At 72.5% G+C, this 22,964-nt stretch carries 20 protein-coding genes, 1 pseudogene and 1 riboswitch; of the genes and pseudogenes, 13 read left to right on the top strand and 8 right to left on the bottom strand.

From position 1 onward, the window contains the following. The 4 genes and pseudogenes from ABD323_RS27255 to ABD323_RS27240 form a co-directional block, all read left to right on the top strand. Positions 1 to 295, top strand: a pseudogene (locus ABD323_RS27255) (hypothetical protein); the annotation flags it as partial. Then, complete coding sequence (locus tag ABD323_RS27250; protein ID WP_344444629.1) at positions 292 to 696, top strand: roadblock/LC7 domain-containing protein; 405 nt, start codon at positions 292 to 294, stop codon at positions 694 to 696. The pseudogene ABD323_RS27255 and the gene ABD323_RS27250, both read left to right, overlap by 4 nt. 56 nt (positions 697 to 752) lie before the next feature. Continuing rightward, a complete protein-coding gene (locus tag ABD323_RS27245) occupies positions 753 to 1,103 on the top strand; it encodes a DUF742 domain-containing protein (protein ID WP_344444631.1) in 351 nt (116 codons plus the stop codon). Positions 1,104 to 1,126: 23 nt separating this feature from the next. Continuing rightward, a complete protein-coding gene (locus tag ABD323_RS27240) occupies positions 1,127 to 1,699 on the top strand; it encodes a GTP-binding protein (RefSeq protein ID WP_344444628.1) in 573 nt (190 codons plus the stop codon). Between the two features lie 114 nt (positions 1,700 to 1,813). On the opposite strand, the gene ABD323_RS27235 is transcribed toward ABD323_RS27240, so the two are convergent. Further along, positions 1,814 to 2,575 carry a G1 family glutamic endopeptidase gene (locus ABD323_RS27235; RefSeq protein WP_344444627.1) on the bottom strand — a complete coding sequence of 254 codons (762 nt, stop codon included), beginning with the start codon at positions 2,573 to 2,575 and terminating at the stop codon, positions 1,814 to 1,816. 300 nt (positions 2,576 to 2,875) lie between these two features. Here ABD323_RS27235 and ABD323_RS27230 point away from each other — a divergent pair, with 300 nt between their 5' ends. Beyond that, positions 2,876 to 4,645 (top strand): putative Ig domain-containing protein, encoded by a 1,770-nt coding sequence (locus tag ABD323_RS27230; RefSeq protein ID WP_344444626.1) that lies wholly within the window; start codon positions 2,876 to 2,878, stop codon positions 4,643 to 4,645. Positions 4,646 to 4,717: 72 nt separating this feature from the next. Here ABD323_RS27230 and fahA read toward each other — a convergent pair whose 3' ends face one another. Both fahA and ABD323_RS27220 read right to left on the bottom strand, forming a co-directional pair. Further along, positions 4,718 to 5,926 (bottom strand): fumarylacetoacetase, encoded by a 1,209-nt coding sequence (gene fahA / locus ABD323_RS27225; RefSeq protein WP_344444625.1) that lies wholly within the window; start codon positions 5,924 to 5,926, stop codon positions 4,718 to 4,720. Continuing rightward, positions 5,923 to 7,146, bottom strand: coding sequence for a homogentisate 1,2-dioxygenase (locus tag ABD323_RS27220; protein WP_344444624.1), 1,224 nt, complete (start codon positions 7,144 to 7,146; stop codon positions 5,923 to 5,925). Before ABD323_RS27220 ends, fahA begins: the two co-directional genes overlap by 4 nt. Positions 7,147 to 7,514: 368 nt before the next feature. Between ABD323_RS27220 and ABD323_RS27215 the strand changes: the two genes are divergently transcribed. The 5 genes from ABD323_RS27215 (at position 7,515) to ABD323_RS27195 (ending at position 13,796) form a co-directional block, all read left to right on the top strand. Next, the gene (locus ABD323_RS27215) at positions 7,515 to 8,795 is read left to right on the top strand and encodes an extracellular solute-binding protein (RefSeq protein WP_344444623.1); all 1,281 of its coding nucleotides are present in this window, start codon (positions 7,515 to 7,517) and stop codon (positions 8,793 to 8,795) included. Between the two features lie 158 nt (positions 8,796 to 8,953). Further along, positions 8,954 to 9,955: a carbohydrate ABC transporter permease gene (locus ABD323_RS27210; protein ID WP_344444622.1), complete on the top strand. Its 1,002-nt coding sequence runs from the start codon at positions 8,954 to 8,956 to the stop codon at positions 9,953 to 9,955. A gap of 65 nt (positions 9,956 to 10,020) precedes the next feature. Further along, positions 10,021 to 10,941 (top strand): sugar ABC transporter permease, encoded by a 921-nt coding sequence (locus ABD323_RS27205; protein WP_344444621.1) that lies wholly within the window; start codon positions 10,021 to 10,023, stop codon positions 10,939 to 10,941. A gap of 100 nt (positions 10,942 to 11,041) precedes the next feature. Then, positions 11,042 to 12,742: a glycoside hydrolase family 13 protein gene (locus ABD323_RS27200; RefSeq protein ID WP_344444620.1), complete on the top strand. Its 1,701-nt coding sequence runs from the start codon at positions 11,042 to 11,044 to the stop codon at positions 12,740 to 12,742. A 1-nt stretch (position 12,743) separates the two neighbouring features. Then, positions 12,744 to 13,796: a LacI family DNA-binding transcriptional regulator gene (locus tag ABD323_RS27195; protein ID WP_344444619.1), complete on the top strand. Its 1,053-nt coding sequence runs from the start codon at positions 12,744 to 12,746 to the stop codon at positions 13,794 to 13,796. 71 nt (positions 13,797 to 13,867) lie between these two features. Here ABD323_RS27195 and ABD323_RS27190 read toward each other — a convergent pair whose 3' ends face one another. Then, entirely contained in the window at positions 13,868 to 14,068 is a 201-nt protein-coding gene (locus ABD323_RS27190; RefSeq protein WP_344444618.1) for a hypothetical protein, read from the bottom strand. A gap of 141 nt (positions 14,069 to 14,209) precedes the next feature. Next, positions 14,210 to 15,406 (bottom strand): transglycosylase family protein, encoded by a 1,197-nt coding sequence (locus tag ABD323_RS27185; RefSeq protein WP_344444616.1) that lies wholly within the window; start codon positions 15,404 to 15,406, stop codon positions 14,210 to 14,212. 7 nt (positions 15,407 to 15,413) lie between these two features. Next, positions 15,414 to 15,586: riboswitch (cyclic di-AMP (ydaO/yuaA leader) on the bottom strand. Positions 15,587 to 16,203: 617 nt separating this feature from the next. Here ABD323_RS27185 and ABD323_RS27180 point away from each other — a divergent pair. Further along, a complete protein-coding gene (locus tag ABD323_RS27180) occupies positions 16,204 to 17,958 on the top strand; it encodes a hypothetical protein (protein ID WP_344444615.1) in 1,755 nt (584 codons plus the stop codon). A gap of 210 nt (positions 17,959 to 18,168) precedes the next feature. On the opposite strand, the gene ABD323_RS27175 is transcribed toward ABD323_RS27180, so the two are convergent. Then, positions 18,169 to 19,173 carry a sirohydrochlorin chelatase family protein gene (locus tag ABD323_RS27175; protein WP_344444614.1) on the bottom strand — a complete coding sequence of 335 codons (1,005 nt, stop codon included), beginning with the start codon at positions 19,171 to 19,173 and terminating at the stop codon, positions 18,169 to 18,171. A gap of 525 nt (positions 19,174 to 19,698) precedes the next feature. On the opposite strand from ABD323_RS27175, the gene ABD323_RS27170 reads away from it, so the two are divergent. Further along, positions 19,699 to 19,935, top strand: coding sequence for a DUF397 domain-containing protein (locus ABD323_RS27170; RefSeq protein WP_344444613.1), 237 nt, complete (start codon positions 19,699 to 19,701; stop codon positions 19,933 to 19,935). A gap of 303 nt (positions 19,936 to 20,238) precedes the next feature. Here the strand turns inward: ABD323_RS27170 and ABD323_RS27165 are convergent, their stop codons facing one another. Continuing rightward, positions 20,239 to 20,829, bottom strand: coding sequence for an ATP-binding protein (locus ABD323_RS27165; RefSeq protein ID WP_344444630.1), 591 nt, complete (start codon positions 20,827 to 20,829; stop codon positions 20,239 to 20,241). Positions 20,830 to 21,269: 440 nt separating this feature from the next. On the opposite strand from ABD323_RS27165, the gene ABD323_RS27160 reads away from it, so the two are divergent. Then, entirely contained in the window at positions 21,270 to 22,136 is an 867-nt protein-coding gene (locus tag ABD323_RS27160) for a helix-turn-helix domain-containing protein (RefSeq protein ID WP_344444612.1), read from the top strand. Positions 22,137 to 22,154: 18 nt separating this feature from the next. Here ABD323_RS27160 and ABD323_RS27155 read toward each other — a convergent pair whose 3' ends face one another. Further along, positions 22,155 to 22,823: a TetR/AcrR family transcriptional regulator gene (locus ABD323_RS27155; RefSeq protein ID WP_344444611.1), complete on the bottom strand. Its 669-nt coding sequence runs from the start codon at positions 22,821 to 22,823 to the stop codon at positions 22,155 to 22,157. Positions 22,824 to 22,964 lie beyond the last annotated feature (141 nt).

Below are 22,964 nucleotides of genomic sequence, written 5' to 3'. Positions count from 1 at the left end.
GGCCCGGCCGGCCGGCTCCGCGGAGCAGCCGCACCCCACCCTCCCCGACGAGGCCCCGCTGCCGCGCCGGGTCCGGCAGGCCAGCCTGGTCGCCGAGCTGCGCACTCCCGACGGGCCCGCCGACCCGCCCGCCCCCGACGACCCCGACGGGCCCGCCCCGCTGCCCCGGCGCACCGGCTCCCGGACCCGGGCCGGCGCCGCCATCGGCGCCTTCCAGCGCCAGTCCCGGGCCGCCCGCCTGGGTGACGAGACCACCGAGATCACCCTCATCCCCACCCCGGAGAACGAGCAATGACGCGCACCACCGCCACCCACCAGGACCTGGACTGGCTACTGGACGGACTCGTCGCCTCGGTGGCCGGCACCCGGCACGCCGTGCTGCTCTCCGACGACGGCCTGCTGGTCAGCCGGTCGAGCTCCATCGAGCGCGACGACGCCGAGCGGCTGGCCGCGGTGGCCACCGGCCAGCAGAGCCTGGCGCGGGGCGTGGGCCGGCTCTTCGACGGCGGCCAGGTGCACCAGGTGATCGTGGAGCTCGCCGAGCTCTGGCTCTTCGTCACCGCGGCCGGCCAGGGCACCCACCTGGCGGTGATCGCCTCCCAGGAGGTGGACGCCGAGGTGATGTCGGTGGCCATGCACACGCTGGTCCAGCAGGTCGGGCAGAAGCTGGGCACCGCGATCCGGAGCACCGGGTGACACCGCGCTGGGCCGAGCAGGAGCGCGCGGCCACCGAGGAGGACGGCGCGGACTCGATGGTCCGCCCGTACACCATCACCCGCGGGCGCACCGCACCCGAGCGCGACGACCTGACCCTGATCACCGTGCTGACGACGGTGCGGCCCGCCGAGGGCGAGCCGCAGCCGTCCCGGCGCGCCCTGCAGCCCGAGCACCGGGTGATCCTGGCGCGCTGCGAGCACCCCGCGGCCGTCGCCGAACTGGCGGCCGACCTGGACCTGCCGGTCTCGGTCACCAAGATCCTGCTCGGTGACCTGATCGCCCAGGGCCTGCTCACCGCCCGTGCCCCGCTCGCGGTGGCCGGCGCGAGCGGGGGCGTGGACCTGGGCCTGCTGGCCGCGGTCCGTGACGGACTGCGAAGACTCTGAGAGTGCGGAGGGATGACGGCGAGATGACAAGCAGCCAGGCGGCCCCGGCCGCCGTGAAGATCCTGATCGCGGGCGGCTTCGGCGTCGGCAAGACCACCCTGGTCGGCTCGGTGAGCGAGGTCGCGCCGCTGCGCACCGAGGAGTACCTGACCCGGGCCGGCATCGGGGTGGACTTCCTGGACGGGGTCGACGCCAAGGAGACCACCACGGTGGCGCTGGACTTCGGCCGGATCACCGTCAGCCCCGAGCTGGTGGTCTACCTGTTCGGGACCCCGGGCCAGGAGCGCTTCTGGTTCATGTGGAACGACCTGGTCAACGGCGTGCTCGGCGGCGTGGTGATCGCCGACACCCGGCGGCTGGACTCCAGCTTCGCCTCGATCGACTTCTACGAGAGCCGCGGCATCCCGTTCGTGGTGGCGATCAACTGCTTCGACGGGGTCAACACCCGCGGGGCCGAGGAGATCCGCAGCGCCCTGGACCTCGATGCCCAGGTGCCGCTGCTGATCGGCGACGTGCGCTCGCGGCCCTTCGGGCGGGACGTGCTGCTCGCCCTGATCGACCACCTGATGAACCAGCCCGCCGCCGTACCGGTCTGACGGCCCCGCACCCCTCCACGCCATCGCACCCGCAAAGGAGTCACCCGGGCTTCGTGCGGGCGCGGGACGTCGGTAGGGTCGACGTCCCGCGCCGCTCTTGGGCCGAACGGGGTGTCAGCTGTGCTTCCAGGTCACCGAGAAGGCGTTGCCACCGGAGAGGCCGGAGGTGGTGGCCTTGGTGGTGCTGCCGGTGGCCATGGTGATGTTGTCGGGGGAGAAGTTGCCGATCGGCTGGCCGTTGGCGCTGGCGGCGGTGAAGTTGACCGTGCCGAACCTGGTCAGCGGCAGCGTGCCGGTGTTGCTGGAGGGCGCTTCGGCGATGACCTCGGCCGAGGCGAGCGCGGCGTTCTTCAGGGTCTTGTTGACGGTGTGGCTCCAGCCCCGGGTGGTGTCCGAGAGCTTGAGGGTGAACGAGCCGCTGCCGTTGGTGGTGACGCTGGCGGTGAAGTGGTCGCCCGGGCGCACGGTGTCGCTGAAGTTCACCGGGTAGGCCGGGTACATCTCGTACCAGGAGTAGTACTGCGGGGAGCCGCTGGAGCAGTCCACCTCGCTGCCGGTCTGCTCGACCGAGTTGCTGCCGTCGCCGTCGATGCCCACCCAGAAGCTGGAGTAGGTGGTGGCGCTGGTGCAGGTGCCGGTCGGCTGGACCCAGCTGGCGCTGACGCTGGTGAAGGTGCCGCCGGTCGCGGCGTAGCCGGACCAGTTGCCACTGGTGCTGTTGGCGATGCCGCCGCCGTGCGGGCCGACCAGGTGCGGCCCCACCGTGCTGATCGGGGCCTGGAGCAGGGTGGGCGCGGCCGTGGCGAGGGTGGGGGCACTGCCGAGGACAGCGACCAGGGCGGCCGAGACGGCCAGGGCACGACGAGCTGCGGGCATGTCAACTCCCTTGTGGGGGTGGGGGATCGGCGGCCGAGTGAGGGGGGTCGGCGCCGCACGCCGGTTGTCGGTGTGCCGACAACGGTAGGCCATGAGGCTGGTCGGGTGATGTTACGGATATGCAAATCTTCCGACTCTCACCCGGATGGATGAGGTTGCGTCAGTTCGACGTGTTCCGTTCAAGAACACGTTGCCCGACCATGGTGGAACACGACGCAGGCGACCCCCATGCTGCTACTCGGCAGTTCGCCTACGCGCGTAGCACTGCCCTCTGTTCCCCACGCACGAGGAGTCTGACGGATGATCACCTCTCGCAAGGGCGCTCGCGGAACGGCCGGCCTGGCCGCCGCCGCGCTGCTGGCCTCGCTCGCCACGATGGCTGCCGGCCACCCCGCCGGAGCCCAGCCCGCCGCCGACCCGCACGCCGCCGCGGCCGCCGCCCCCCAGGCCGCCGCCCCGGCCGCGAGTGCCAAGCACCGCGTGCTCTTCGACAACAGCAAGGCCGAGACCGCCGGGAACGCCGACTGGATCATCGGCACCAGCCAGCCCGACCCCACCGTGCAGAACGCCAACCCGCAGTCCGAGACGGACTGGACCGGCGCGATCTCCGCCTGGGGCGTGGCCCTGCAGAAGACCGGCAACTACAGCCTGAAGACGCTGCCGAGCGGCTCGACCATCACCTACGGCACCGGCGGCGCGCTGGACCTCGCCAACTTCGACGAGTTCGTGCTGCCCGAGCCGAACATCCGGCTCAGCGCGTCCGAGAAGACCGCCGTGATGACGTTCGTGCAGAACGGCGGCGGGCTCTTCCTGATCTCCGACCACACCCAGAGCGACCGCAACAACGACGGCTGGGACTCGCCGGCCATCATCAACGACCTGCTGACCAGCAACGGCGTCGACAACACCGACCCGTTCGGCTTCTCGGTCGACCTGCTCAACATCACCACCGACAACCCGCGCGCCGTCAACGACCCCACCGACCCGGTGCTGCACGGCCCGTTCGGCACGGTGACCGGCAGCATCCTGCGCAACGGGACCACCTTCACCCTCAAGCCGGCCGACAACCCGGCGGTCAAGGGCATCGTCTACCGCACCGGCTCCAGCGGGAACACCGGCGCCTTCTTCGTCACCAGCAGCTTCGGCCAGGGCAAGGTGGCCATCTGGGGCGACAGCTCCACCATCGACGACGGCACCGGCCAGAGCGGCAACACCCTCTACGACGGCTGGGACGACCCGGCCGGCACCGACGCCGCGCTCGCCCTGAACGCCACCGACTGGCTCGCCGGCAGCGGCGGCACCAGCACCGGCGGCGTGACGGTCAGCAACCCCGGCGCCCGCACCGCCACCGTCGGCAGCGCCACCAGCCTGCAGCTCAGCGCGAGCGACACGGCCGGCGGCACGCTCTCCTGGTCGGCCACCGGCCTGCCGGCCGGACTCTCCCTCAACTCCGCCACCGGGCTGATCAGCGGCACCCCGACCGCCGCCGGATCCGCCGGCGTGACGGTCACCGCCACCGACTCCACCGGCCCCAGCGGCTCGGCCACCTTCACCTGGACCGTGTCGACCTCGGGCGGCGGCGGTTGCACCGCCGGCCAGCTGCTGGGCAACCCCGGCTTCGAGACCGGCACCGCCTCGCCCTGGGTGGAGACCAGCACCAGCGGCGGTAGCACCCTCTACAGCGGCTCCAGCGAGCCGGCCCACTCCGGCAGCTACGTCGCCTGGCTGGACGGCTACGGCACCACCACCACCGACACGCTCGCCCAGACGGTGACCGTGCCCAGCGGCTGCGCCAACGCCAACTTCAGCTTCTGGCTGCACATCGACAGCGCCGCCAGCACCACCACGGTCTTCGACACCCTCAAGGTGCAGGTGCTCAACAGTGCGGGCACCGTGCTCGCCACCCTGGCGACCTACTCCAACACCAACGCCGCCGGCGGCTACCAGCAGCACAGCTTCAACCTGGCGGCCTACGCCGGGCAGAGCGTCACGCTGAAGTTCACCGGCGCCGAGGACAACACCAAGCAGACCTCGTTCGTGCTGGACGACACCGCGCTCACCGTCTCCTGACGCGCTCCCGCTGACACGGCTCGGGGGCCGTCCGCGCCCAACCGGCGTGGACGGCCCCCGAGCCGTGCGCGATCAGCCCCGGACGGTGCCGGTGACCTCGCCGAAGCCGATCCGCACCCCGTCGGCGCCGGGCGCCGAGGCGCGCAGCGTGACGCTGTCGCCGTCCTCCAGGAAGGTCCGGGTGGAGCCGTCCGGCAGGGTCAGCGGGTCGCGGCCGTTCCAGGTCAGCTCGATCAGCGAGCCGCGCTGGTCGGCCGCGGGACCCGAGCACGTGCCGGAGCCGTACAGGTCACCGGTGCGCAGGCTGGCGCCGTTGACCGTGGTGTGCGCCATCATCTGGGCCGGCGACCAGTACATGCCGGCGAACGGCGGCCGGGAGACGACCGCGTCGTTGAGCCGCACCTCGATGGCCAGGTCCAGGCCCCAGGGCTCCTTCTCCACCAGGTACGGCAGCGGCTCGGGCTGCTGGACGGGGGTGGCCACCCGGGCCGCCTCCAGCGCGGCCAGCGGGACCACCCAGGCCGAGATGGAGGTGGCGAAGGACTTGCCCAGGAACGGGCCGAGCGGCACGTACTCCCAGGCCTGGATGTCGCGCGCGCTCCAGTCGTTGAGCAGCACCGCGCCGAAGACGTGCCGGGCGAAGTCGTCCACGGCGACCGGCTCGCCCATCGCCGAGCCCGCGCCGACCACGAAGCCGACCTCCGCCTCGATGTCGAGCTTCACCGAGGCGCCGAAGACCGGCGCCGGGTCCTGCGGGCCCTTGCGCTGGCCGCCGGGGCGGCGGATCTCGGTGCCGGAGACCACCACGGTGCCGGAGCGGCCGTGGTAGCCGACCGGCAGGTGCTTCCAGTTGGGCAGCAGCGCCTCGCCGCCGGGGCGGAACATCTCGCCCAGGTTGGTGGCGTGCTCCTCGGAGGCGTAGAAGTCGACGTAGTCGGCGACCTCGACGGGCAGGTGCAGCCTCACCTCGTCGATCCGGTGCAGGTTGGCCTCCACCAGGGCGCGCTCGTCCTCGGTGGTGAGCAGCGCGGTGACCCGCTCGCGCACGTAGGCCCACTCGACCGGGCCGCGCCGCAGGAAGCGGTTGAGCGAGCCGGTGGCCAGATCGGCGCCGAGCGGGGTGCCGGCCCAGATCGCCGACAGGTCCAGCACGTGCTCGCCGATCGCCACCCCCACCCGCGGGCTGTGCGCGCGCGCCGGCGTGAAGACGCCGTAGGGCAGGTTCTGCACCGGGAAGTCCGAGTCCGCGGGGACCGGGACCCAGCTCTGGAGGGCCGTCACTTCTCGTCGCCACCGTCCTGCGGGCCGCGCCCGCTCCAACTCCACGCGTACGCTCCGTCATCGGTGGCCCGGCCGCCCTCGGCGACCTCCAGCGGACGGAAGGTGTCCACCATCACCGCGAGCTCGTCGAAGAACTCGGCGCCGATCGAGCGCTCGTAGGCGCCCGGCTGCGGGCCGTGGGTGTGCCCGCCGGGGTGCAGCGAGACCGAGCCCTGGCCGATGCCCGAGCCCTTGCGGGCCTCGTAGTCGCCACCGCAGTAGAACATCACCTCGTCGCTGTCCACGTTGGCGTGGTAATACGGCACCGGGATCGACAGCGGGTGGTAGTCCACCTTGCGCGGCACGAAGTTGCAGATCACGAAGTTGTGGCCCTCGAAGACCTGGTGCGCCGGCGGCGGCTGGTGGATCCGGCCGGTGATCGGCTCGTAGTCGCCGATGTTGAAGGCGTACGGGTAGAGGCAGCCGTCCCAGCCGACCACGTCGAAGGGGTGGGTCGGGGTGACCAGGACCGTCCCGACCACGCCCGAGGAGCCGTTGCCGCGGTGCTTGACGTAGACCTCGGTGTCGCCGTCGGCCTCGACCAGCAGCGGACCGAGGGGACCGCGCAGGTCGCGCTCGCAGAACGGCGCGTGCTCGAGCAGCTGCCCGTACTTGGAGAGGTAGCGCCGGGCGGGGGTGATGTGGCTGTTGGCCTCGATCGCGTACAGCCGCAGTGGTCGGTCACCCGAGGGCACCCAGCGGTGGGTGGTGGCCCGCGGCAGGATCACGTAGTCGCCCTGGCCGACCTCCAGCGTGCCGAAGACCGTCTCGACCGTGCCGGTGCCGGACTCCACGTAGACGCACTCGTCGCCTATGGCGTTGCGGTACAGCGGCGAGGGCTGCCCGCAGGCCGCGTAGGCGATCCGCACGTCGGCGTTGGCGAGCACCACCCGGCGCCCGCGCACGGCGTCCGTCCCGCGCCACTGCTCGCCCGGGAAGAGGTCGTGCAGCTTGAAGTGGAAGGGCTTGAGCGGGTGGTTCGGCTCGGGCTTGCCCTCGGGCAGCGCCCAGATCCGGCTGTCCACCAGGGCGGAGGGGATGGCGCGGTGGTAGAGCAGCGAGGAGTCGGAGGTGAAGCCCTCCTCACCCATCAGCTCCTCGTAGTAGAGGCCGCCGGCCTCGTTGCGGTGCTGGGTGTGCCTCTTGGGCGGCACCGAGCCCACGGTGCGGTAGAACGCCATCTGCGCCTCCTGAGCGACTGGCCGCCCCGGACTGCGCCGGCCAGGGCGAGCCCGCCCGTGGGGTGGGGGCGGACGAGACCAATCCCATGGCCAGCCCCCCGGTGCTGTCAAGGACCGCCGGCCTCGTGGCCGCCCGGAGCGCGACGCCGGAACACAAAGAAACCGCAACCCTCAAGACACGTGGATGTAACGATCCCCTGCAACTTGCAGAAAGTTGCTGCAAGAGCTTTCACTCGCCCGGCGCCACTGTTACGTTCCTGCTCAAGCCCGCCGGCGGCGCCAGGTGCGGTCGGCGCCGGGAGCCAGTATGCGCTCCCTTCCCCCGAGTGCGGGCACTCACCCCCCCCACCCTTTTCCTAGGAGTTCTCATGCGGCGTGGCATCGCGGCCTCCGCCCTCGTTGCGGCCCTTGCGGTTTCTCTTGCAGCCTGTGGCAGCAGCGGCTCCGGCTCGTCCAGCTCGGCTTCGGGCCCGGTGACCATCACCTACTGGGACACCTCCAACGCCACCAACGAGGCCCCCACCTACCAGGAGCTGGCCACCAAGTTCGAGGCTGCCAACCCGAACATCAAGGTGACCTTCGTCAACGTGCCGTTCGACCAGGCACAGAACAAGCTGCAGACCGCCATGAGCAGCAAGGGCGCGCCGGACGTCTTCCGCTCCGAGGTCGGCTGGACCGCCGCCTTCGCCAAGGCCGGTTACCTGACCCCGCTGGACGGCACCGCCGCGCTGGCTGACGTCTCCGCCTTCCAGCCCAGCCTGATCAAGCAGGCCACCTACCAGGGCAAGACCTACGGCGTGCCGCTGGTCACCGACACCCTGGGCCTGCTCTACAACAAGGCGCTCTTCGCCAAGGCCGGCATAGCCGCCGCCCCCACCAGCTGGGACGAGCTGAAGGCCGACGCCGCCGCGCTCAAGGACAAGGCCGGCGTGGACGGCTTCTGGATGCGGGCCGGCGACGGCTACTTCGCGATGCCGCTGCTCTTCGGCGAGGGCACCGACATGGTGGACGCCGCGGGCAAGAAGATCACCATCAACTCGCCGCAGGCCGCCGCGGCCGTGGAGACCTACAAGAGCCTCTTCACCGCGCCCGGCACCGTCAAGGCCGACCTGACCTCGGACGGCTACGCCCACATGATGGACGCCTTCGGCAGCGGCAAGGTGGCCGCGGTGATCAACGGGCCGTGGGAGATCACCAACATCTACAAGGGCTCGGCCTTCGCCGACAAGACGAACCTGGGCATCGCCGCCGTCCCGGCCGGCTCCTCCGGCAAGGCCGGCGCCCCCACCGGCGGCCACAACATCGCCGTCTACGCCGGCTCGGACGCCGCCCACCAGGCCGCCGCCGAGAAGTTCGCCGCCTTCATGACCTCGGCCGACAGCCAGGCCACCATCGCGCAGAAGAACTCGACCCTGCCGACCCGCTCCGACGCCTACACCGCCGCGGTGAAGGCCGACCCGGGCATCGCCGGCTTCCAGGCGATCCTGCCCGCCGCCAAGCCGCGCCCCGAACTGCCGGAGTACAGCTCGCTCTTCACCTCCAGCGGCACCAACCTGGCGAAGATCCTGCAGGGCCAGGAGAGCACCCAGGCCGGTCTGGACTCGGTCGCGACCGACTACGCCAAGCTGCTGCCGGACTTCGCGAAGTAGGACGCCGCGCCGATCGGCCCGCCACGGGGGGCGGGCCGATCGGCACAGCCCGTGGCGCCCCGGCGCCGACCCGGCCACCCGCCGACCCGGCGTCACGCCGACCCAGCAACAGCCGCCGCAGCCGAGCCGGCGGGACCTCTCGAGAAGGTGTCGAACCCATGACAGTCGCCGTGCAGGGTGCGGCCCGCAAGGGCGGCCGCGACCGCGAACCGCGTCCCGGCCTGGTGCAGCGCCTGAAGCTCTCCTACGCCAAGCACTGGTACGCCTACGCGATGGCCGCGCCGGTGGTGCTGGTGCTGGGCGGGCTGGTGGCCTACCCGCTGGGCCGGGGCGTCTACCTGACCCTCACCGACGCCAACAGCCTCAACGTCGGCCACACCGTCGGGGTCAACCACATCCCCGACACCTTCAAGTTCGTCGGGCTGCAGAACTACTCCGACATCCTCTTCGGCGCCGGGTCCTACGACCGGTTCTGGTCCCACTTCGGCTGGACCGTGGTGTGGACGGTTCTCTGCGTCGCGCTGCACTACGGCCTGGGCCTGGGCCTGGCGATGCTGCTCAACCAGAAGCTGCGCGGGCGCACCGCCTACCGGCTGCTGCTGATCGTGCCGTGGGCGGTGCCCACCTTCGTCACGGTCTTCTCCTGGCGCCTGATGCTCTCCGACGGCGGCGCGGTCAACTCGCTGCTCGGCGCCCTGCACCTGCCGCAACCCGGCTGGCTGGAGGACCCGCTGGCGCAGAAGGCGGCCGCGATCCTGGTCAACACCTGGTGCGGCGTGCCGTTCATGATGGTCTCGCTGCTCGGCGGCCTGCAGTCGATCCCCGCCGAGCTCTACGAGGCGGCCGAGATGGACGGTGCCTCGCCCTGGCAGCGCTTCCGCCACGTGACGCTGCCCGGCCTGCGCGCGGTCTCCAGCACCGTGGTGCTGCTCGGCGTGATCTGGACCTTCAACCAGTTCACCATCATCTACCTGCTCTTCGGGGTGAACGCGCCGGACGTGCAGATCCTGGTGACCTGGGCCTACCGCCTGGGCTTCGGCCAACAGCCGCGCGACTACGCGCAGTCGGCGGCCTACGGGATCATCCTGCTGTCCATCCTGATCGTCTTCACCGGCTTCTACCAGCGCTGGCTCAGGCGCAACGACCAGGCCGTCCTGTGACGGCCCACCCGTCGCCGGCACGCAACTGACCACGCAGCACCCGTAGGAACGGAAAGGGCCATCCGATGAGCACGACCACCGACCTCCCCGGCACCGAACCCCGCGCGCCGCGCCGGGCCCCGGCCGCCCCGGCCCGGACGCCGCGCGCCCGCCGGCGCGGCGAGAGCAGCCGCACCGCGGCCGCCCTGTCGCACGGCGTGCTGATCCTGGCCAGCCTGGTGGCGGTCTTCCCGGTGCTCTGGATCTTCTACATCGCGCTCGGCCCGGACAAGAACGACTACCTGCACCCCGGGGCCATCCTGGGTAAGGCCACCTTCGCCAACTTCGGCAAGGTGCTGGGCCAGACCGACTTCCTGACCTGGTTCGGCAACTCGCTGCTGGTCTCCGGCGGCACCTGCCTGGTCGGCGTGCTGATCGCGGCGAGCACCGGCTACGCGGTCTCCCGGATGCGCTTCCCGGGCCTGCGGCCGCTGATGTGGTCGCTGCTGGTGACCCAGATGTTCCCCATCTCGGTGCTCATCGTGCCGATGTACTACATCATGGCGGACCTGGGCCTGCTGGACAGCTACGGCGGCCTGATCCTGGTCTACGCCACCACCGTGGTGCCCTACTGCGCCTGGCTGCTCAAGGGCTACTTCGACACCATCCCGGTGGAGATCGACGAGGCCGGCCGGGTGGACGGGCTCTCGCCCTTCGGCACCTTCTGGCGGCTGATCCTGCCGCTGGCCCGCCCGGGCCTGGCGGTCGCCGCCTTCTACACCTTCCTGACCGCGTGGGCCGAGGTGCCGTTCGCCTCCACCTTCATGCTCAGCTCCGACAAGTACACCCTCGCGGTCGGTCTGACCAGCTTCGTCAGCCAGTACGAGAGCCAGTGGAACCTGATGGCCGCCACCTCCGTGCTGATCGCGCTGCCGGCCTCGGTCTTCTTCTACCTGGTCCAGCGGCACCTGGTGACCGGCCTGACCGCGGGTGCGGCCAAGTCCTGACCAACAGTCAACTCATGACAGTAATCTGCCTGTTGCCGCGCACCGGCAGCCCCGACCGGGCCGCCGGGACGACACCTAGTTCCCAAGGGATCCGCCTGACATGACCCAGAACCTGGCCGACACCTCCCGGCCCTCCCGCACCGCCACCGACGCCGCCTCGGCCGCCGCCGACGCCGGCAGAGGCTGGTGGCGGGACGCGGTCATCTACCAGGTCTACCCGCGCAGTTTCGCCGACGCCAACGGCGACGGCATGGGTGACCTGCCCGGCGTGCGCAGCCGCCTGCCGTACCTGCGCGACCTGGGTGTCGACGCGGTCTGGCTCTCCCCGTTCTACGCCTCCCCGCAGGCCGACGCCGGCTACGACGTGGCCGACTACCGCGCGGTGGACCCGATGTTCGGCACCCTGCTGGACGCCGACGGCCTGATCCGCGACGCCCACGAGCTGGGCCTGCGGATCATCGTGGACCTGGTCCCCAACCACTCCTCCGACCAGCACGAGTGGTTCCAGCGCGCGCTGCGCGAGGGCCCCGGATCCGCGTTGCGCGACCGCTACCACTTCCGGGCCGGCCAGGGCGTGGACGGCGAACTGCCGCCCAACGACTGGGAGTCCATCTTCGGCGGCCCGGCCTGGACGCGCACCACCGACCCGGACGGCACCCCGGGCGACTGGTACCTGCACCTGTTCGCCCCCGAGCAGCCCGACTTCGACTGGGACCACCCGGCGGTCGCCGACGAGTTCCGCTCGATCCTGCGCTTCTGGCTGGACATGGGCGTGGACGGCTTCCGGGTGGACGTGGCGCACGGCCTGGTGAAGGCCCCCGGCCTGCCCGACCTCGGCACCCACGACCAGCTCAAGCTGCTCGGCAACGACGTGATGCCGTTCTTCGACCAGGACGGCGTGCACGAGATCTACCGCAGCTGGCGCAGGATCCTCCAGGAGTACCCGGGCCAGCGCATCGCGGTGGCCGAGGCGTGGACCCCCACCGTCGAGCGGACCGCCAACTACGTGCGCCCCGACGAGCTGCACCAGGCCTTCAACTTCCAGTACCTGGGCACCTCCTGGGACGCCGCCGAGCTGCGCGCGGTGATCGACTCGTCGCTCGCCGCGATGCGCCCGGTCGACGCCCCGGCCACCTGGGTGCTCTCCAACCACGACGTCACCCGGCACGCCACCCGCTTCGCCAACCCGCCCGGCGGCACCCAGATCCGCGAGCGCGGCGACCGCGAGCTCGGCCTGCGCCGGGCCCGCGCGGCCACCCTGCTGATGCTCGCGCTGCCCGGCTCGGCCTACCTCTACCAGGGCGAGGAACTCGGCCTGCCCGACGTCACGGACCTGCCCGACGAGGTCCGCCAGGACCCCTCCTTCTTCCGCGCCAACGGCCAGGACGGCTTCCGCGACGGCTGCCGGGTCCCGCTGCCGTGGTCCGGCACCAGCGCGCCCTACGGCTTCGGTCCCGCCGAGGGCGGGCCGAGCTGGCTGCCGCAGCCGGCCGAGTGGGCCGAGCTCAGCGTCGAGGCGCAGACCGGCGACCCGACCTCCACCCTGGAGCTCTACCGCAGCGCGCTGGCCGTGCGCCGCACGCACGCCGCGCTGGGCGCCGGCCGCGAGGTGGACTGGCTCCCGGCCCCCGAGGGCGTGCTGGCCTTCCGCCGCGAGGACTTCACCTGCCTGGTGAACACCACCGCGCAGCCGGTGCGCTTCACCGCCCCGGGCACGCTGCTGCTGGCCTCCACCGACCTGACCGTGGTCGACGGCGAGACCGTGCTGGCACCGGACAGCACCAGCTGGTGGGCGGCCTGAGATGGTTGCAATAGGCTCTGGGATCGTGACTACGGCGCGACTCTCGGATATCGCGGCTCAGGCGGGGGTCAGTGAGGCCACCGTCAGCCGCGTCCTCAACGGCAAGGCGGGCGTCTCCGCCACCACACGGCAGACCGTGCTGGCGGCGCTCGACGTGCTCGGCTACGAACGGCCCACCCGGCTGCGCCAGCGCAGCGCCGGGCTGATCGGGCTGATCACGCCCGAGCTGAGCAACCCGATCTTCCCCGCGCTGGCCCAGGTGATCGAGCAGGTGCTCAGCCGGCACGGCTACACGCCGGTGCTCTGCACCCAGACGCCGGGCGGGTCCACCGAGGACGAACTGGTGGAGATGCTGGTCGAGCGGGGGGTGGCGGGCATCGTCTTCGTCTCCGGCCTGCACGCCGACTCCACCGCCGACCACGACCGCTACGCCAAACTGACCGGCCGCCAGGTGCCGTTCGTGCTGATCAACGGGTACAGCGAGAAGATCGCCGCGCCGTTCATCTCGCCCGACGACCGGGCCGCGATGTGGATGGCGGTCCAGCACCTGGCCGAACTGGGCCACGAGCGGATCGGCCTGGCGGTCGGCCAGCGCCGGTACGTGCCGGTGCTGCGCAAGATCGAGGGCTTCACGGCCGCGATGCGCTCGGTGCTGGGCAAGAGCGCCGAGGAGGTCGAGCAGTTGGTGCACCACTCGCTGTTCAGCGTCGAGGGCGGCCACGCGGCGGCCGGCGTCCTGCTGGACCGCGGCTGCACCGCGATCGTCTGCGGCAGCGACCTGATGGCGCTGGGCGCGATCCGCGCGGTGCGCCAGCGCGGGCTCACCGTGCCGGGCGACGTCTCGGTGGTCGGCTTCGACGACTCGCCGCTGATCGCCTTCACCGAGCCGCCGTTGACCACCGTGCGCCAGCCGGTCGAGGCGATGGCCACCGCGGCCGTCGACGCGCTGCTGGAGGAGGTCGCCGGACAGTCCGCCCAGCGCGGCGAGTTCATGTTCCAGCCCGAGCTGGTGATGCGCGGCTCCACCGGCGCCCGTACGCACCGCGGTGGTTAGGGCTCCCCGGTAGCTCCGCAGGACCGCAACGCCGCCAAGCCCCCGGCCGACTGGCCGGGGGCTTGGCGGTTTCAGCCGTCCGTGTCCGGCCGGCGCTCGTGGGCCAACCGCTGCGCGCTGTCCGCCTCACCGGTGCGCGCCTCGGTCCGCTGACCCCGCGCCAGGTAGTCACGGACGATCAGGTTGACGGCGTCCTGTGGACTCTTCGTTCCACTGAGCAGCATCACGTCGATCGCGAGGTTGGCGTCGAGCGTGACGGTGACCTGGGGCATGCGGCTCTCCTCATCGGGTGCGAGGGTCCCAGCATGCCCGTCGTCCGTCGTCGTCACCATGCCCGCGGGGCGCCTCCCCCGTGGGGGGGGGGGCCCCCCCGGGGGGGGGGGGGGGGCCCGCCGTGCGGGAGCGGTCGGGGATCAGACCCGGCCGGCGAAGTCCGGCGCGTAGTTGGCGAGGGTCTCGTACTTGACGCCCGCGCTCGGGTTGGCGGCCTCGACCATGCGGCCGTCGCCGATGTACAGGGCGACGTGGTAGACGCCCGAGTTGCTGCCGTTGTTCGACCAGAAGAGCAGGTCGCCCGGCTGCAGGTTGGACAGCGACACGTGGGTGCTGGCGGCGGCCTGGTCGGCGGCCACCCGCGGGATGGAGATGCCGGCCTGGGCCATCGCGGCCTGGGTCAGGCCCGAGCAGTCCCAGCCACCGTTGCCGGTGCCGCCGTAGACGTACGCCTGGCCGACCTTGGACTCGGCGAAGGCGATCGCCTTGGCCATGCTGCCGGAGGCGGCCTGGGCGGGCGCGGGCGCCGCGGTGGTGGCCGCGGTGGTGGCGGCCTTGACGGGGGCGGCGGGGGCGCTGCTGGGGGCGCTCTGGTCGGCGGCCGGGGCCTGCGCCTGCGACCAGGTGCCGAGCGAGAGGCGCTCACCCGGGTAGATGGTGTCCGGACCCTGGGTCAGGACCGACTTGTTGAGCTCGTACAGCTTCTGCCAGCCACCCTGCACGTGGTGGGCCTTGGCGATGTTGGAGAGCCAGTCGCCGGCGACCACGGTGTAGCTCTGGTCGCCCTGCGCGCCGTGGTTCCAGTTGCCGTGGCTCCAGCTCTTGCCGGCGTCCGAGCCCTGCGCGGGGGTGCTCTGCGCGGGGGCGCTGGGGGCGCTGGGGGCCGGGGCGCTCGGCGCGGGGGCGCTGGGAGCGGTCGAGGTGGAGGCCGAGGAACCGCCGGGGTTGATCGCCGGGGCGGGGCCGCCCTTGGTCAGGCCGGCCTGGATGGAGCAGACGGGCCAGGCGCCGGGGCCCTGGTCGGCCAGCACCTTCTCGGCGACGGCGATCTGCTGGTCCTTGGTGGCCTGGTTGGCCTGCGGGGCGTACTGGGTGCCGCCGTACGCGGCCCAGGTGGAGGCGGTGAACTGCAGGCCGCCGTAGAAGCCGTTGCCGGTGTTGATGCTCCAGTCACCGGAGCTCTCGCACTGCGCGACCTTGTCCCAGGTGGAGACCGTGGCAGCCGAGGCGGTGGTGGCGGTGATGCAGGGGAGGCTGAGGCCGAGGCCGACCAGGCCGGTCGCGGCGATCACACGGCGGGTGGTGCGGGACGTACGGGTGCCAGTGGTGGGCAGCATGAAGACGCGTTCCTCTCCTACGCCTACGAGGTGAGCTGTCGGATTCGGGCTGGAGTTGCCCGGCCGCGCTGAGCGCGGCTTCACCCCTAGCTCCGGATCGGCCGGTCCGAAGACCGGCTGCCCGGGGCGGCTTACCTGGTTCCCCCGCTCCTGCCGTGGTGCGTTCCGCAGTGCAAGCACGCCCGGTGGCAGGACTCGGCGTCCGGCTGCGCTTGGTCCGTGTGACCACGAACGGGGAGCACGTTAGACAGAGTTAAGTTGAATCCGCAAACAGCTGTGATGCTCATCACACCGCCTTTGCGGAACCTTCAAGATCGACCGGGGAGATCATCTGAAAGGGTGTCGGCGCCCGCCCCCGGTTACCTTCGGTCGGATTTCGGCAACGGCCCGCATCGACAGGGCAATTGCCTATCCTTCAGGAGGACGCGGACCTGACGTCCCGTCCGGGGGGAGGCGGCCCGATCATGGACGAGCGCACGCGGTCGCAGGGGCCCGAGTGGCCCGCCGACGGGACCAAGGACCCGGGTCCGCCGCCGCGCCGAGTTGCGGATCCGGCGCGACGGCGGATCCTGGGCTGGCTCGCCGCCGGGACGGTGGCGGGGGCCCTGGGCGGGGCCGCCCTGCTGGGTAAAATGCCCGATTTGCGTCATATCACCACATCTGGTGGCGCGTCAGGCCGGACCGGGGGCCACGCCGGCCCACCCGGCGGTCCGTCACCGCAGCCGGCCGGCGCGCCACCGCGCCGCTGGTCCGACCCGGCCGGCTGGGGCGGCGCGCCCCCGGGTCCGGACCGGACCGTGCGGATCACCGACCACGTCGAGCTGGACACCGACGCCACCGTCGCCGGCCTGCTGATCGAGCCCGGCGGCTCGCTCAGCTTCGCCGCCGACCGCGACCTGACCCTGCAGTCGACCGGCAACGTCGAGGTCCGCGGCGCCCTGCTGCTCGCCCCGGGCGGCGAGCACACCCACTGCCTGCGCTTCCCCGCGGTCGACGAGCGGCGCTTCCAGGGCGGCGCCATGACCGTGCTGGCGAGCGACACCGGCCTGTGGGTCACCGGCGCCGGCTACCTGCGCCTGGACGGCGCGGCGAAGACCGCCTGGGCCCGCGCGGCCGGCCCGCTGGAAGCCGGCGACGGCACCGTCACGCTGGCCGCCGCCCCGGCCGGCTGGCTGCCCGGCGACGAGCTCGCCCTGGCCCCCACCGAGCCGCCCGACCGGGACGGCTTCAGCGAGCACTACGACCTGCGCACCGTGCGCGCCGTCCAGGGGGCCACCGTCACGCTGGACGCGCCGCTGGAGCACCCGCACCCGCTGGTCACCGTCGGCGGCGCCGCGCTCGGCGCCGAGGTGCTCAACCTGACCCGCAGCGTACGGATCGAGGGCACCGCCCAGGGCCGCGCCCACGTCCACCTCACCAGCTCGCGTCCCTGCGACCTGCGGCACGCCGCGCTGCGCTGGCTCGGGCCGCGCACGGCGACCGGCGAGACCTGGCGCTCCGCGCAGGGGGACACCCCCGTCACCGCGCCGGTGCTGGGCCGGTACGCGCTGCACTTCCACCAGTTGGGCGACAGCTCGCGCGGCACCGTGGTGGAGGGCGTGGTGGTCCGCGACGCCGGCAACCACGCCTTCGTCCCGCACGCCAGCCACGGCATCGCCTTCCGGGCCTGCGTCAGCCACGACACCTGGGAGGACGCCTACTGGTGGGACGGCCCGGTGGACACCCGCACCCCGCAGGTCCCCTCCGACGACCTGGTCTACGAGGGCTGCGTCGCCTCGCGCGCCGTCCTCGACCCCAACCCGCGGGCCTACCGCCTCACCGGCTTCAGCCTCGGCGCCGGCCGCGGCGGCTCGGTGCGCGACTGCGTGGCCGTCGGCGTGCAGGGCGCCACCGGCGCGAGCGGCTACGAGTGGCCGGAGAACAGCGAGGGCGTCTGGACCTTCGAGCGCTGCCTGGCCCACAACAACCTGCAGGACGGCATCTTCGTCTGGCTCAACGCCCAGCAGCAGCACACCGTCACCGGCTTCGTCGGCTACCACAACGGCGGCTGGGGCATCGAACACGGCGCCTACCTCAACGACTTCGACTACCGGGCCGCCGTGCTGCACGGCAACGCCGCCGGGGGCGTGCTGATCCACGCGCTGGGCCGCGACCGCGGCACCACCTTCGACGGGCTCCTGATCGACGCCGCCGGGCAGAGCGACTACGCGGTGGCGACGGCGCGTCACGTCCTGGCGGGGGAGCAGGTCACGGTGAGCCGCAGCCGGCTGACGGGCTATCGCCGGGCCGCGGTGGCCGCCGCCGCCACCCGCGACGGCGCGCCGGACGACCTGGCGGTGCTCGACTGCGACCTCGGCGACGGCCAGGCGATCTGGCTCGACCCCGCGGCCCCGGCGCCGACCGGCCTGCTGCTGCGCCCCGCCGGGCAGAGCACCACCCGCAACCTCGCGCCCGGCGGCGCCACCCCGCCCGCGACCCCCGCGGTCGGGCCCAGCGTGCCCACCGTCGACCTGCCCCCCGGTGCGCCGGCGACCGCCCGCCTGACGGCCTGACCCTGCAACGGGGGGACCGGCGCGGTGCGGGCCGGTGCGGGGGGCGGCGGGGGGGGCGGGGGCGGGGGCCCGCGGGGCCGGTGCCTCTCCCCTCTGTACGCGGCAGGCTCCCCACCCGTTCAACGGATGGGGAGCCTGCCGGGTGGGAATGCGGCCCGGCGTCGACCGGACCAGCAGGCCCCGGGATCCGGAGACCCCGGGGTCGGGGGGTCACTCGCCCGCGTCGTCGGCCTGCGCCTGGGCCGCGGCCTCGGCCTGGGCGGCCAGCACCTGCGCGTCGATCAGCGGGACCAGCGCGGTCAGGTAGTGGCCGGCGATCAGCTGACCGATCGTCGAGTACGCGCCGACGGCCTCGGCGGCCGGGCAGCCGGTCTGCGCGCCCGCCTCGGCCAGCAGCTCGGCCGGCGCCTCGGGGCCGATCACCAGCGGGGCCAGCGCCGGGCGCTGCGAGCCGGTGGCGCGCAGGTGCTCCACGGCGGCGGCCACCGAGCCGGGCACGTCGAGTGCGGCGGCGACCACCGGGACGGCCAGCCGGGCGGCCAGCAGCACGCCGGTGATCCCGGCCGCGGCCGCGGCCTCCTCACCGCCCACGGTGGTCAGCACCACGCCGTCGGCGGCGGTGGTGATGGCGAAGAGCCGGGCCCGGTCGGCCCGGGCCAGTCCGGCCTCGGAGAGCCGCACGTGGACGGCCTCGGCCAGCAGCGGGTGCGGGCCCAGCACGTCGGTGACCACGGCGCCGGTCTCGGCGGACAGCTTGTGCAGGACCGTCAGGAACTCGTGCGGGCCGAACAGCAGCGGGACCACGACCGGCGCCGACAGGCCGGCCTCGACCGCGCCCAGCACCAGCTGCGCCACGCTCGGCGCGGCGGGCTCGGGCCGGCCCGTCCCGTACCGGCCCTCGTCGGAGGTGCCGTCGGCGGCCCGGTCCTCCTCGGAGGTGCCGTGGCCCTCGTCGTCGGAGGCGCCGGTGGGCTCGGCGGGGCCGGACAGCCAGCCGGCGGCGACCTCGACCCCCGGCTGCTCGCCGCGGACCATCGAGAGGATCTCGTCGACCAGACGGAGCGTCTCGGGCGTCGCCTCGGCGGGCACGGCGAGCACGAGCCCCGGCGCGCCGGCCGGCAGCTCGGACCGGTCGGGCCGACGATGGCGCCCCCGCGCGCGGGAGCCTGGCGTGCGGACGGGCAGTGGTGCGCCCGGGATGGCTGCAGTGCTCATGGCGGAGATCGTAGGACATTCGCGCGATCGCTCCGCATCCGGCTGCCCCGACGGGGCTCCCACCCCCCACCTGCGGCCTTCGCACCGGACCGGGTCGACCGCGCCGTGCGCGCTCCCACGCGCCCGCTCGCGCAACCCGGACAACCGGCGCGAAACTCCCCGCTCACTCCCAGTCAGGTGACGGAGCGTGAGGGAACCGTTGCGAAGTTGATCAACCGAAGCGGTCGACGCCGGGTCCGCCGGCGCTCGCCCGGCACTCATCAGGGCCGGTCAGTGGGCGGCGGGCGGGTCGAATCGCGGTGATATGTCCTCTTACGTACCGTCAATCCGCCCATGGGTGGCGGGAAACGTCACGCCGGCCTCGGGAGGATGCACGCGCAAACTCACATGCCGATGCACGTGCATTAGCGTTATCATCACGACAAGTAAGGCATCTGTCCTGCCCGCGCGAGCCGGAGGCGGCCGGCGGCCGGGAGCGGTCGGGCGCCGAGCAGTTCGAGCACTCCAGGCTCTTGGGAGATTTCTATGCACCACATGTACAACGGGATGGCGGCTACCGACCTCGAAGACGTGGTCTGGCAGAAGAGTCGGCACAGCAACTCCAAGGGGAACTGCGTGGAGCTCGCCGCCCTGCCGGACGGCGCCGTGGCGATGCGCAACTCGCGGTTCCCGGACGGTCCCGCACTCATCTACACGCGCGACGAGATAACCGCGTTGCTTCTCGGCGTGAAGGACGGGGAGTTCGACCACCTGGCGGGTTGATCGCCCGCCCGGTCGCCCGGTGGGGCGGGCGGCCCCTGTACGCGCCGTCGTGGGAGTCAGTGCCGCGACGGCGTTCGACATGTCCGGCCACGGTTCCCGGCCCCGACGGGCCCACCCGCGCCGGCCCGCGTCGCGCCGGCCCGCGTCGCGCCGGCCCGCGCCGTGCGGATCCCCGTCACGCGGGTGCCGGTCGTGCGGATCCCGGTCGAGCGGGTCCGCGTCGCGCCGCTTCGCGCCGTACCGGCCCCGGACACAACGAAACGCCGCGCACGGGCGCGGCGTTCGGTGCACGGCGGTGGGCGCCTAGGCGGAGCGCCGGTGGCGCCCGGCGGTCGAGGAGTCGATCGCCAGCCGGCTCGCGCCCTGCGACGGTTCGTCCGCCTCGAAGAGCGCCCAGACCACCTTGCCCGCACCGGCCAGCGGGTGCCAGCCCCAGGACTGGCTGAAGGAGTCCACCAGATGGAGTCCGCGACCGGACTCGGCGACGAAGTCGGCCTCCCGGGTGACCGGGCCCTCGCTGCTCGGATCGCTGACCGCGCAGACCAGTTGGGGTGCCCGGTGGACCAGGCTGATGCGGATCGGGAGCCGGCTGCCGCCCTGCTGCGCGCGGGTGTCCTGGCCGCGCCCGGGGCCGCCCTGGACGGGGAAGGGCTGGCGCCCCGATCCCGGCAGGCCAGGCAGGTCGGCCGTGGTCGGCTGGCCTATCGCGTGCCGCAGTGCGTTGGTCACCAACTCCGAGGCCACCAGGGCCACATCGTCGAAGAGGTCGCCCAGACCCCAGTCCTGCAGGGTGGTCCTGGCGAAGTCACGCGCGGTCTTCACCGCGTCGTAGCGGGGGGCGAGCGTACACGTCACGACGTCAGGATCAACGGCCAGGGCCGCACCGGTGCCCATGAAGAGCTCCTCCCATAAGGGGGCGGACACGGCTGGACCCGGCGGGGTCATGCCGGTCACCTCCGACTCGCTCGGCCGCTTCGCCAGCGCCCCGACCGGCCACCGCACTCATCCGCGCACCGCGGCCGGGGCCGTGAGTGACCACGGCCCGACAGGGGTGCGGAGTCGCGCGTGGGGTCGACGGCGAAGCCCGCGGGAATGTCTAGGGGGTGTGCAACTGCACGTGCACCATCGTGCTCTGCGCTCACGGCAGATGCAAGAGTCGATTCACGTGCAGTCGCACTATTGGCATATGCAGACGCCGGATGCACGTGCATCTGCTGGTGCGGATGGACGTGCCGATGCAAAATTGATAGATCCATCTGCCACTACAGGCACTGTCAGCGCCCAGTTGATGGCAGACTGTGCGCTGTTTTCCCGAGGCGGAGGTTCCCACGGCAATGACCACAGTGCAGCCCGGCGGCGGTTCCATGGTGCGCCGGATCCTCCTGGGCTCCCAGCTGCGTCGGCTGCGCGAGAGCCGCAACATCACGCGCGAGGACGCCGGTTACGCCATCCGTGCCTCCGAGTCGAAGATCAGCAGGATGGAGCTGGGCCGCGTCAGCTTCAAGGAGCGTGACGTCGCCGACCTCCTCAGCCTCTACGGCGTGGACGACGGCGACGAGCGCGAGTCGCTGCTCGGCCTGGTCCGCGAGGCCAACAAGTCCGGCTGGTGGCACAGCTTCAGCGACGTGCTGCCGGGCTGGTTCCAGACCTACGTGGGCCTGGAGGAGGCGGCCTCGCTGATCCGCACCTACGAGGTCCAGTTCATCCCCGGCCTGCTGCAGTCCGAGGACTACGCCCGGGCGGTCTTCGGGCAGAGCCGCCCGGTGCTCAGCGAGGAGGAGATCGACCGGCTGGTGGGCCTGCGGCTGCGCCGGCAGAAGCTGCTGACGGACGGTCAGGGCCCGCGCCTGTGGGCGGTGATCGACGAGGCGGCGCTGCGCCGCCCGGTCGGCGGCCCGAAGGTGATGCGCGGCCAGCTCCAGTACCTGATCGACGTGGCGCAGCAGCCCAACGTGGTGATCCAGGTGATGCCGTTCCGCTTCGGCGCGCACGCCGGTGAGAGCGGCGCGTTCAGCATCCTGCGCTTCCCCGAACAGGACCTGGCCGACGTGGTCTACCTGGAGCAGCTCACCAGCGCGCTCTACCTCGACAAGCGCGACGACGTGGACGCCTACGTCCAGGTGATGGAGCGGCTCTGCGTGGACAGCCTCACCCCGGAGCGGACGATCGAACTGCTCGGCTCGATCCTCGCCGAGAGCTGACACCGCCCGCCGTGACGGTCACGGCGTCCTGGCCCCGGTCGGCGCGCACCGGCGGGCCGGTATCCACTGCGGCCGGCTCGGCGCCTGCGGCTGCGGTGGCCGGCCGAGCTCCCAGGGCAGCCCGTAGCGGGCGAACAGGTCGGCCCGGATCGGCGGCAGCGGCGTCTGCGCGCCGGGCAGCAGGACGCCCATGCAGCCGCCCATCAGCGCGCTGCGCAGCACCGCGTGCTCGGCCGCCGGGTCGTCCGCGCCCCAGTCGGCCAGCAGCCCCTGCAGGATCGCGCCGAGCTGCTGCTGCTCGGGGTCCTGCACGAAGCTGCCGCTGTCCGGGTCGAGGATCAGCGCGAGGTGCGAGCGCATCACCCGCGGGTGCTCCAGCGCCAGGTTCAGCACGGCGTCGATGGCGCAGGCGAGCCGGTCCGGCGCACCGGCGTCGGGCGCCAGCGCACCCAGGGCCGTGGCCAGCCGCAGGTGCATCATCCGGTGGGTGGCCGACTGCATGAGCAGCCGTTTGCCGTCGAAGTAGTACGAGACCAGGCCACGGGCCAGGCCGGCCCGCTCGGCGATGTCGGCGAGCGTGGTGGCGGCGTATCCGCGCTGGTCGACCAGTTCCACGGTGGCCAGCATCAGCCGGCGCCGGGAGCGCAGACGCATCTCCTCGTTGACCGAATCCCCGCGAGGTGCCATCGTGTCAGCTCCGTACGTTGGTTGGTTCGCGGTCAATATACTGCCGCCCGAACCAGCCGGCGGCAGACGCCCGAGGTGAGGGCGAGCGCCGGGCCGGTACGGCGGCCGGCGCCGGTCTCACCAGAACGGGGGACTGGTGAG

Origin of the sequence: Kitasatospora nipponensis, from assembly GCF_039528135.1 — a bacterium.
Lineage (GTDB): Bacteria > Actinomycetota > Actinomycetes > Streptomycetales > Streptomycetaceae > Kitasatospora > Kitasatospora nipponensis.
The sequence above is the reverse complement of the archived record's forward strand: the minus strand, read 5'-3'. Positions and strand labels throughout refer to the sequence as shown.

Coding starts and splice junctions, on each gene's coding strand:
- ABD323_RS27190 (WP_344444618.1), bottom strand. CDS start 14,068: ATGCCCCAGGTCACCGTCACGCTCGACGCCAACCTCGCGATCGACGTG.
- ABD323_RS27160 (WP_344444612.1), top strand. CDS start 21,270: ATGACCACAGTGCAGCCCGGCGGCGGTTCCATGGTGCGCCGGATCCTC.
- ABD323_RS27245 (WP_344444631.1), top strand. CDS start 753: ATGGTCCGCCCGTACACCATCACCCGCGGGCGCACCGCACCCGAGCGC.
- ABD323_RS27210 (WP_344444622.1), top strand. CDS start 8,954: ATGACAGTCGCCGTGCAGGGTGCGGCCCGCAAGGGCGGCCGCGACCGC.
- ABD323_RS27235 (WP_344444627.1), bottom strand. CDS start 2,575: ATGCCCGCAGCTCGTCGTGCCCTGGCCGTCTCGGCCGCCCTGGTCGCT.
- ABD323_RS27230 (WP_344444626.1), top strand. CDS start 2,876: ATGATCACCTCTCGCAAGGGCGCTCGCGGAACGGCCGGCCTGGCCGCC.
- ABD323_RS27215 (WP_344444623.1), top strand. CDS start 7,515: ATGCGGCGTGGCATCGCGGCCTCCGCCCTCGTTGCGGCCCTTGCGGTT.
- ABD323_RS27170 (WP_344444613.1), top strand. CDS start 19,699: ATGCACCACATGTACAACGGGATGGCGGCTACCGACCTCGAAGACGTG.
- ABD323_RS27155 (WP_344444611.1), bottom strand. CDS start 22,823: ATGGCACCTCGCGGGGATTCGGTCAACGAGGAGATGCGTCTGCGCTCC.
- ABD323_RS27185 (WP_344444616.1), bottom strand. CDS start 15,406: ATGCTGCCCACCACTGGCACCCGTACGTCCCGCACCACCCGCCGTGTG.
- ABD323_RS27205 (WP_344444621.1), top strand. CDS start 10,021: ATGAGCACGACCACCGACCTCCCCGGCACCGAACCCCGCGCGCCGCGC.
- ABD323_RS27220 (WP_344444624.1), bottom strand. CDS start 7,146: ATGGCGTTCTACCGCACCGTGGGCTCGGTGCCGCCCAAGAGGCACACC.
- ABD323_RS27240 (WP_344444628.1), top strand. CDS start 1,127: ATGACAAGCAGCCAGGCGGCCCCGGCCGCCGTGAAGATCCTGATCGCG.
- ABD323_RS27175 (WP_344444614.1), bottom strand. CDS start 19,173: ATGAGCACTGCAGCCATCCCGGGCGCACCACTGCCCGTCCGCACGCCA.
- ABD323_RS27250 (WP_344444629.1), top strand. CDS start 292: ATGACGCGCACCACCGCCACCCACCAGGACCTGGACTGGCTACTGGAC.
- ABD323_RS27200 (WP_344444620.1), top strand. CDS start 11,042: ATGACCCAGAACCTGGCCGACACCTCCCGGCCCTCCCGCACCGCCACC.
- ABD323_RS27165 (WP_344444630.1), bottom strand. CDS start 20,829: ATGGGCACCGGTGCGGCCCTGGCCGTTGATCCTGACGTCGTGACGTGT.
- ABD323_RS27195 (WP_344444619.1), top strand. CDS start 12,744: ATGGTTGCAATAGGCTCTGGGATCGTGACTACGGCGCGACTCTCGGAT.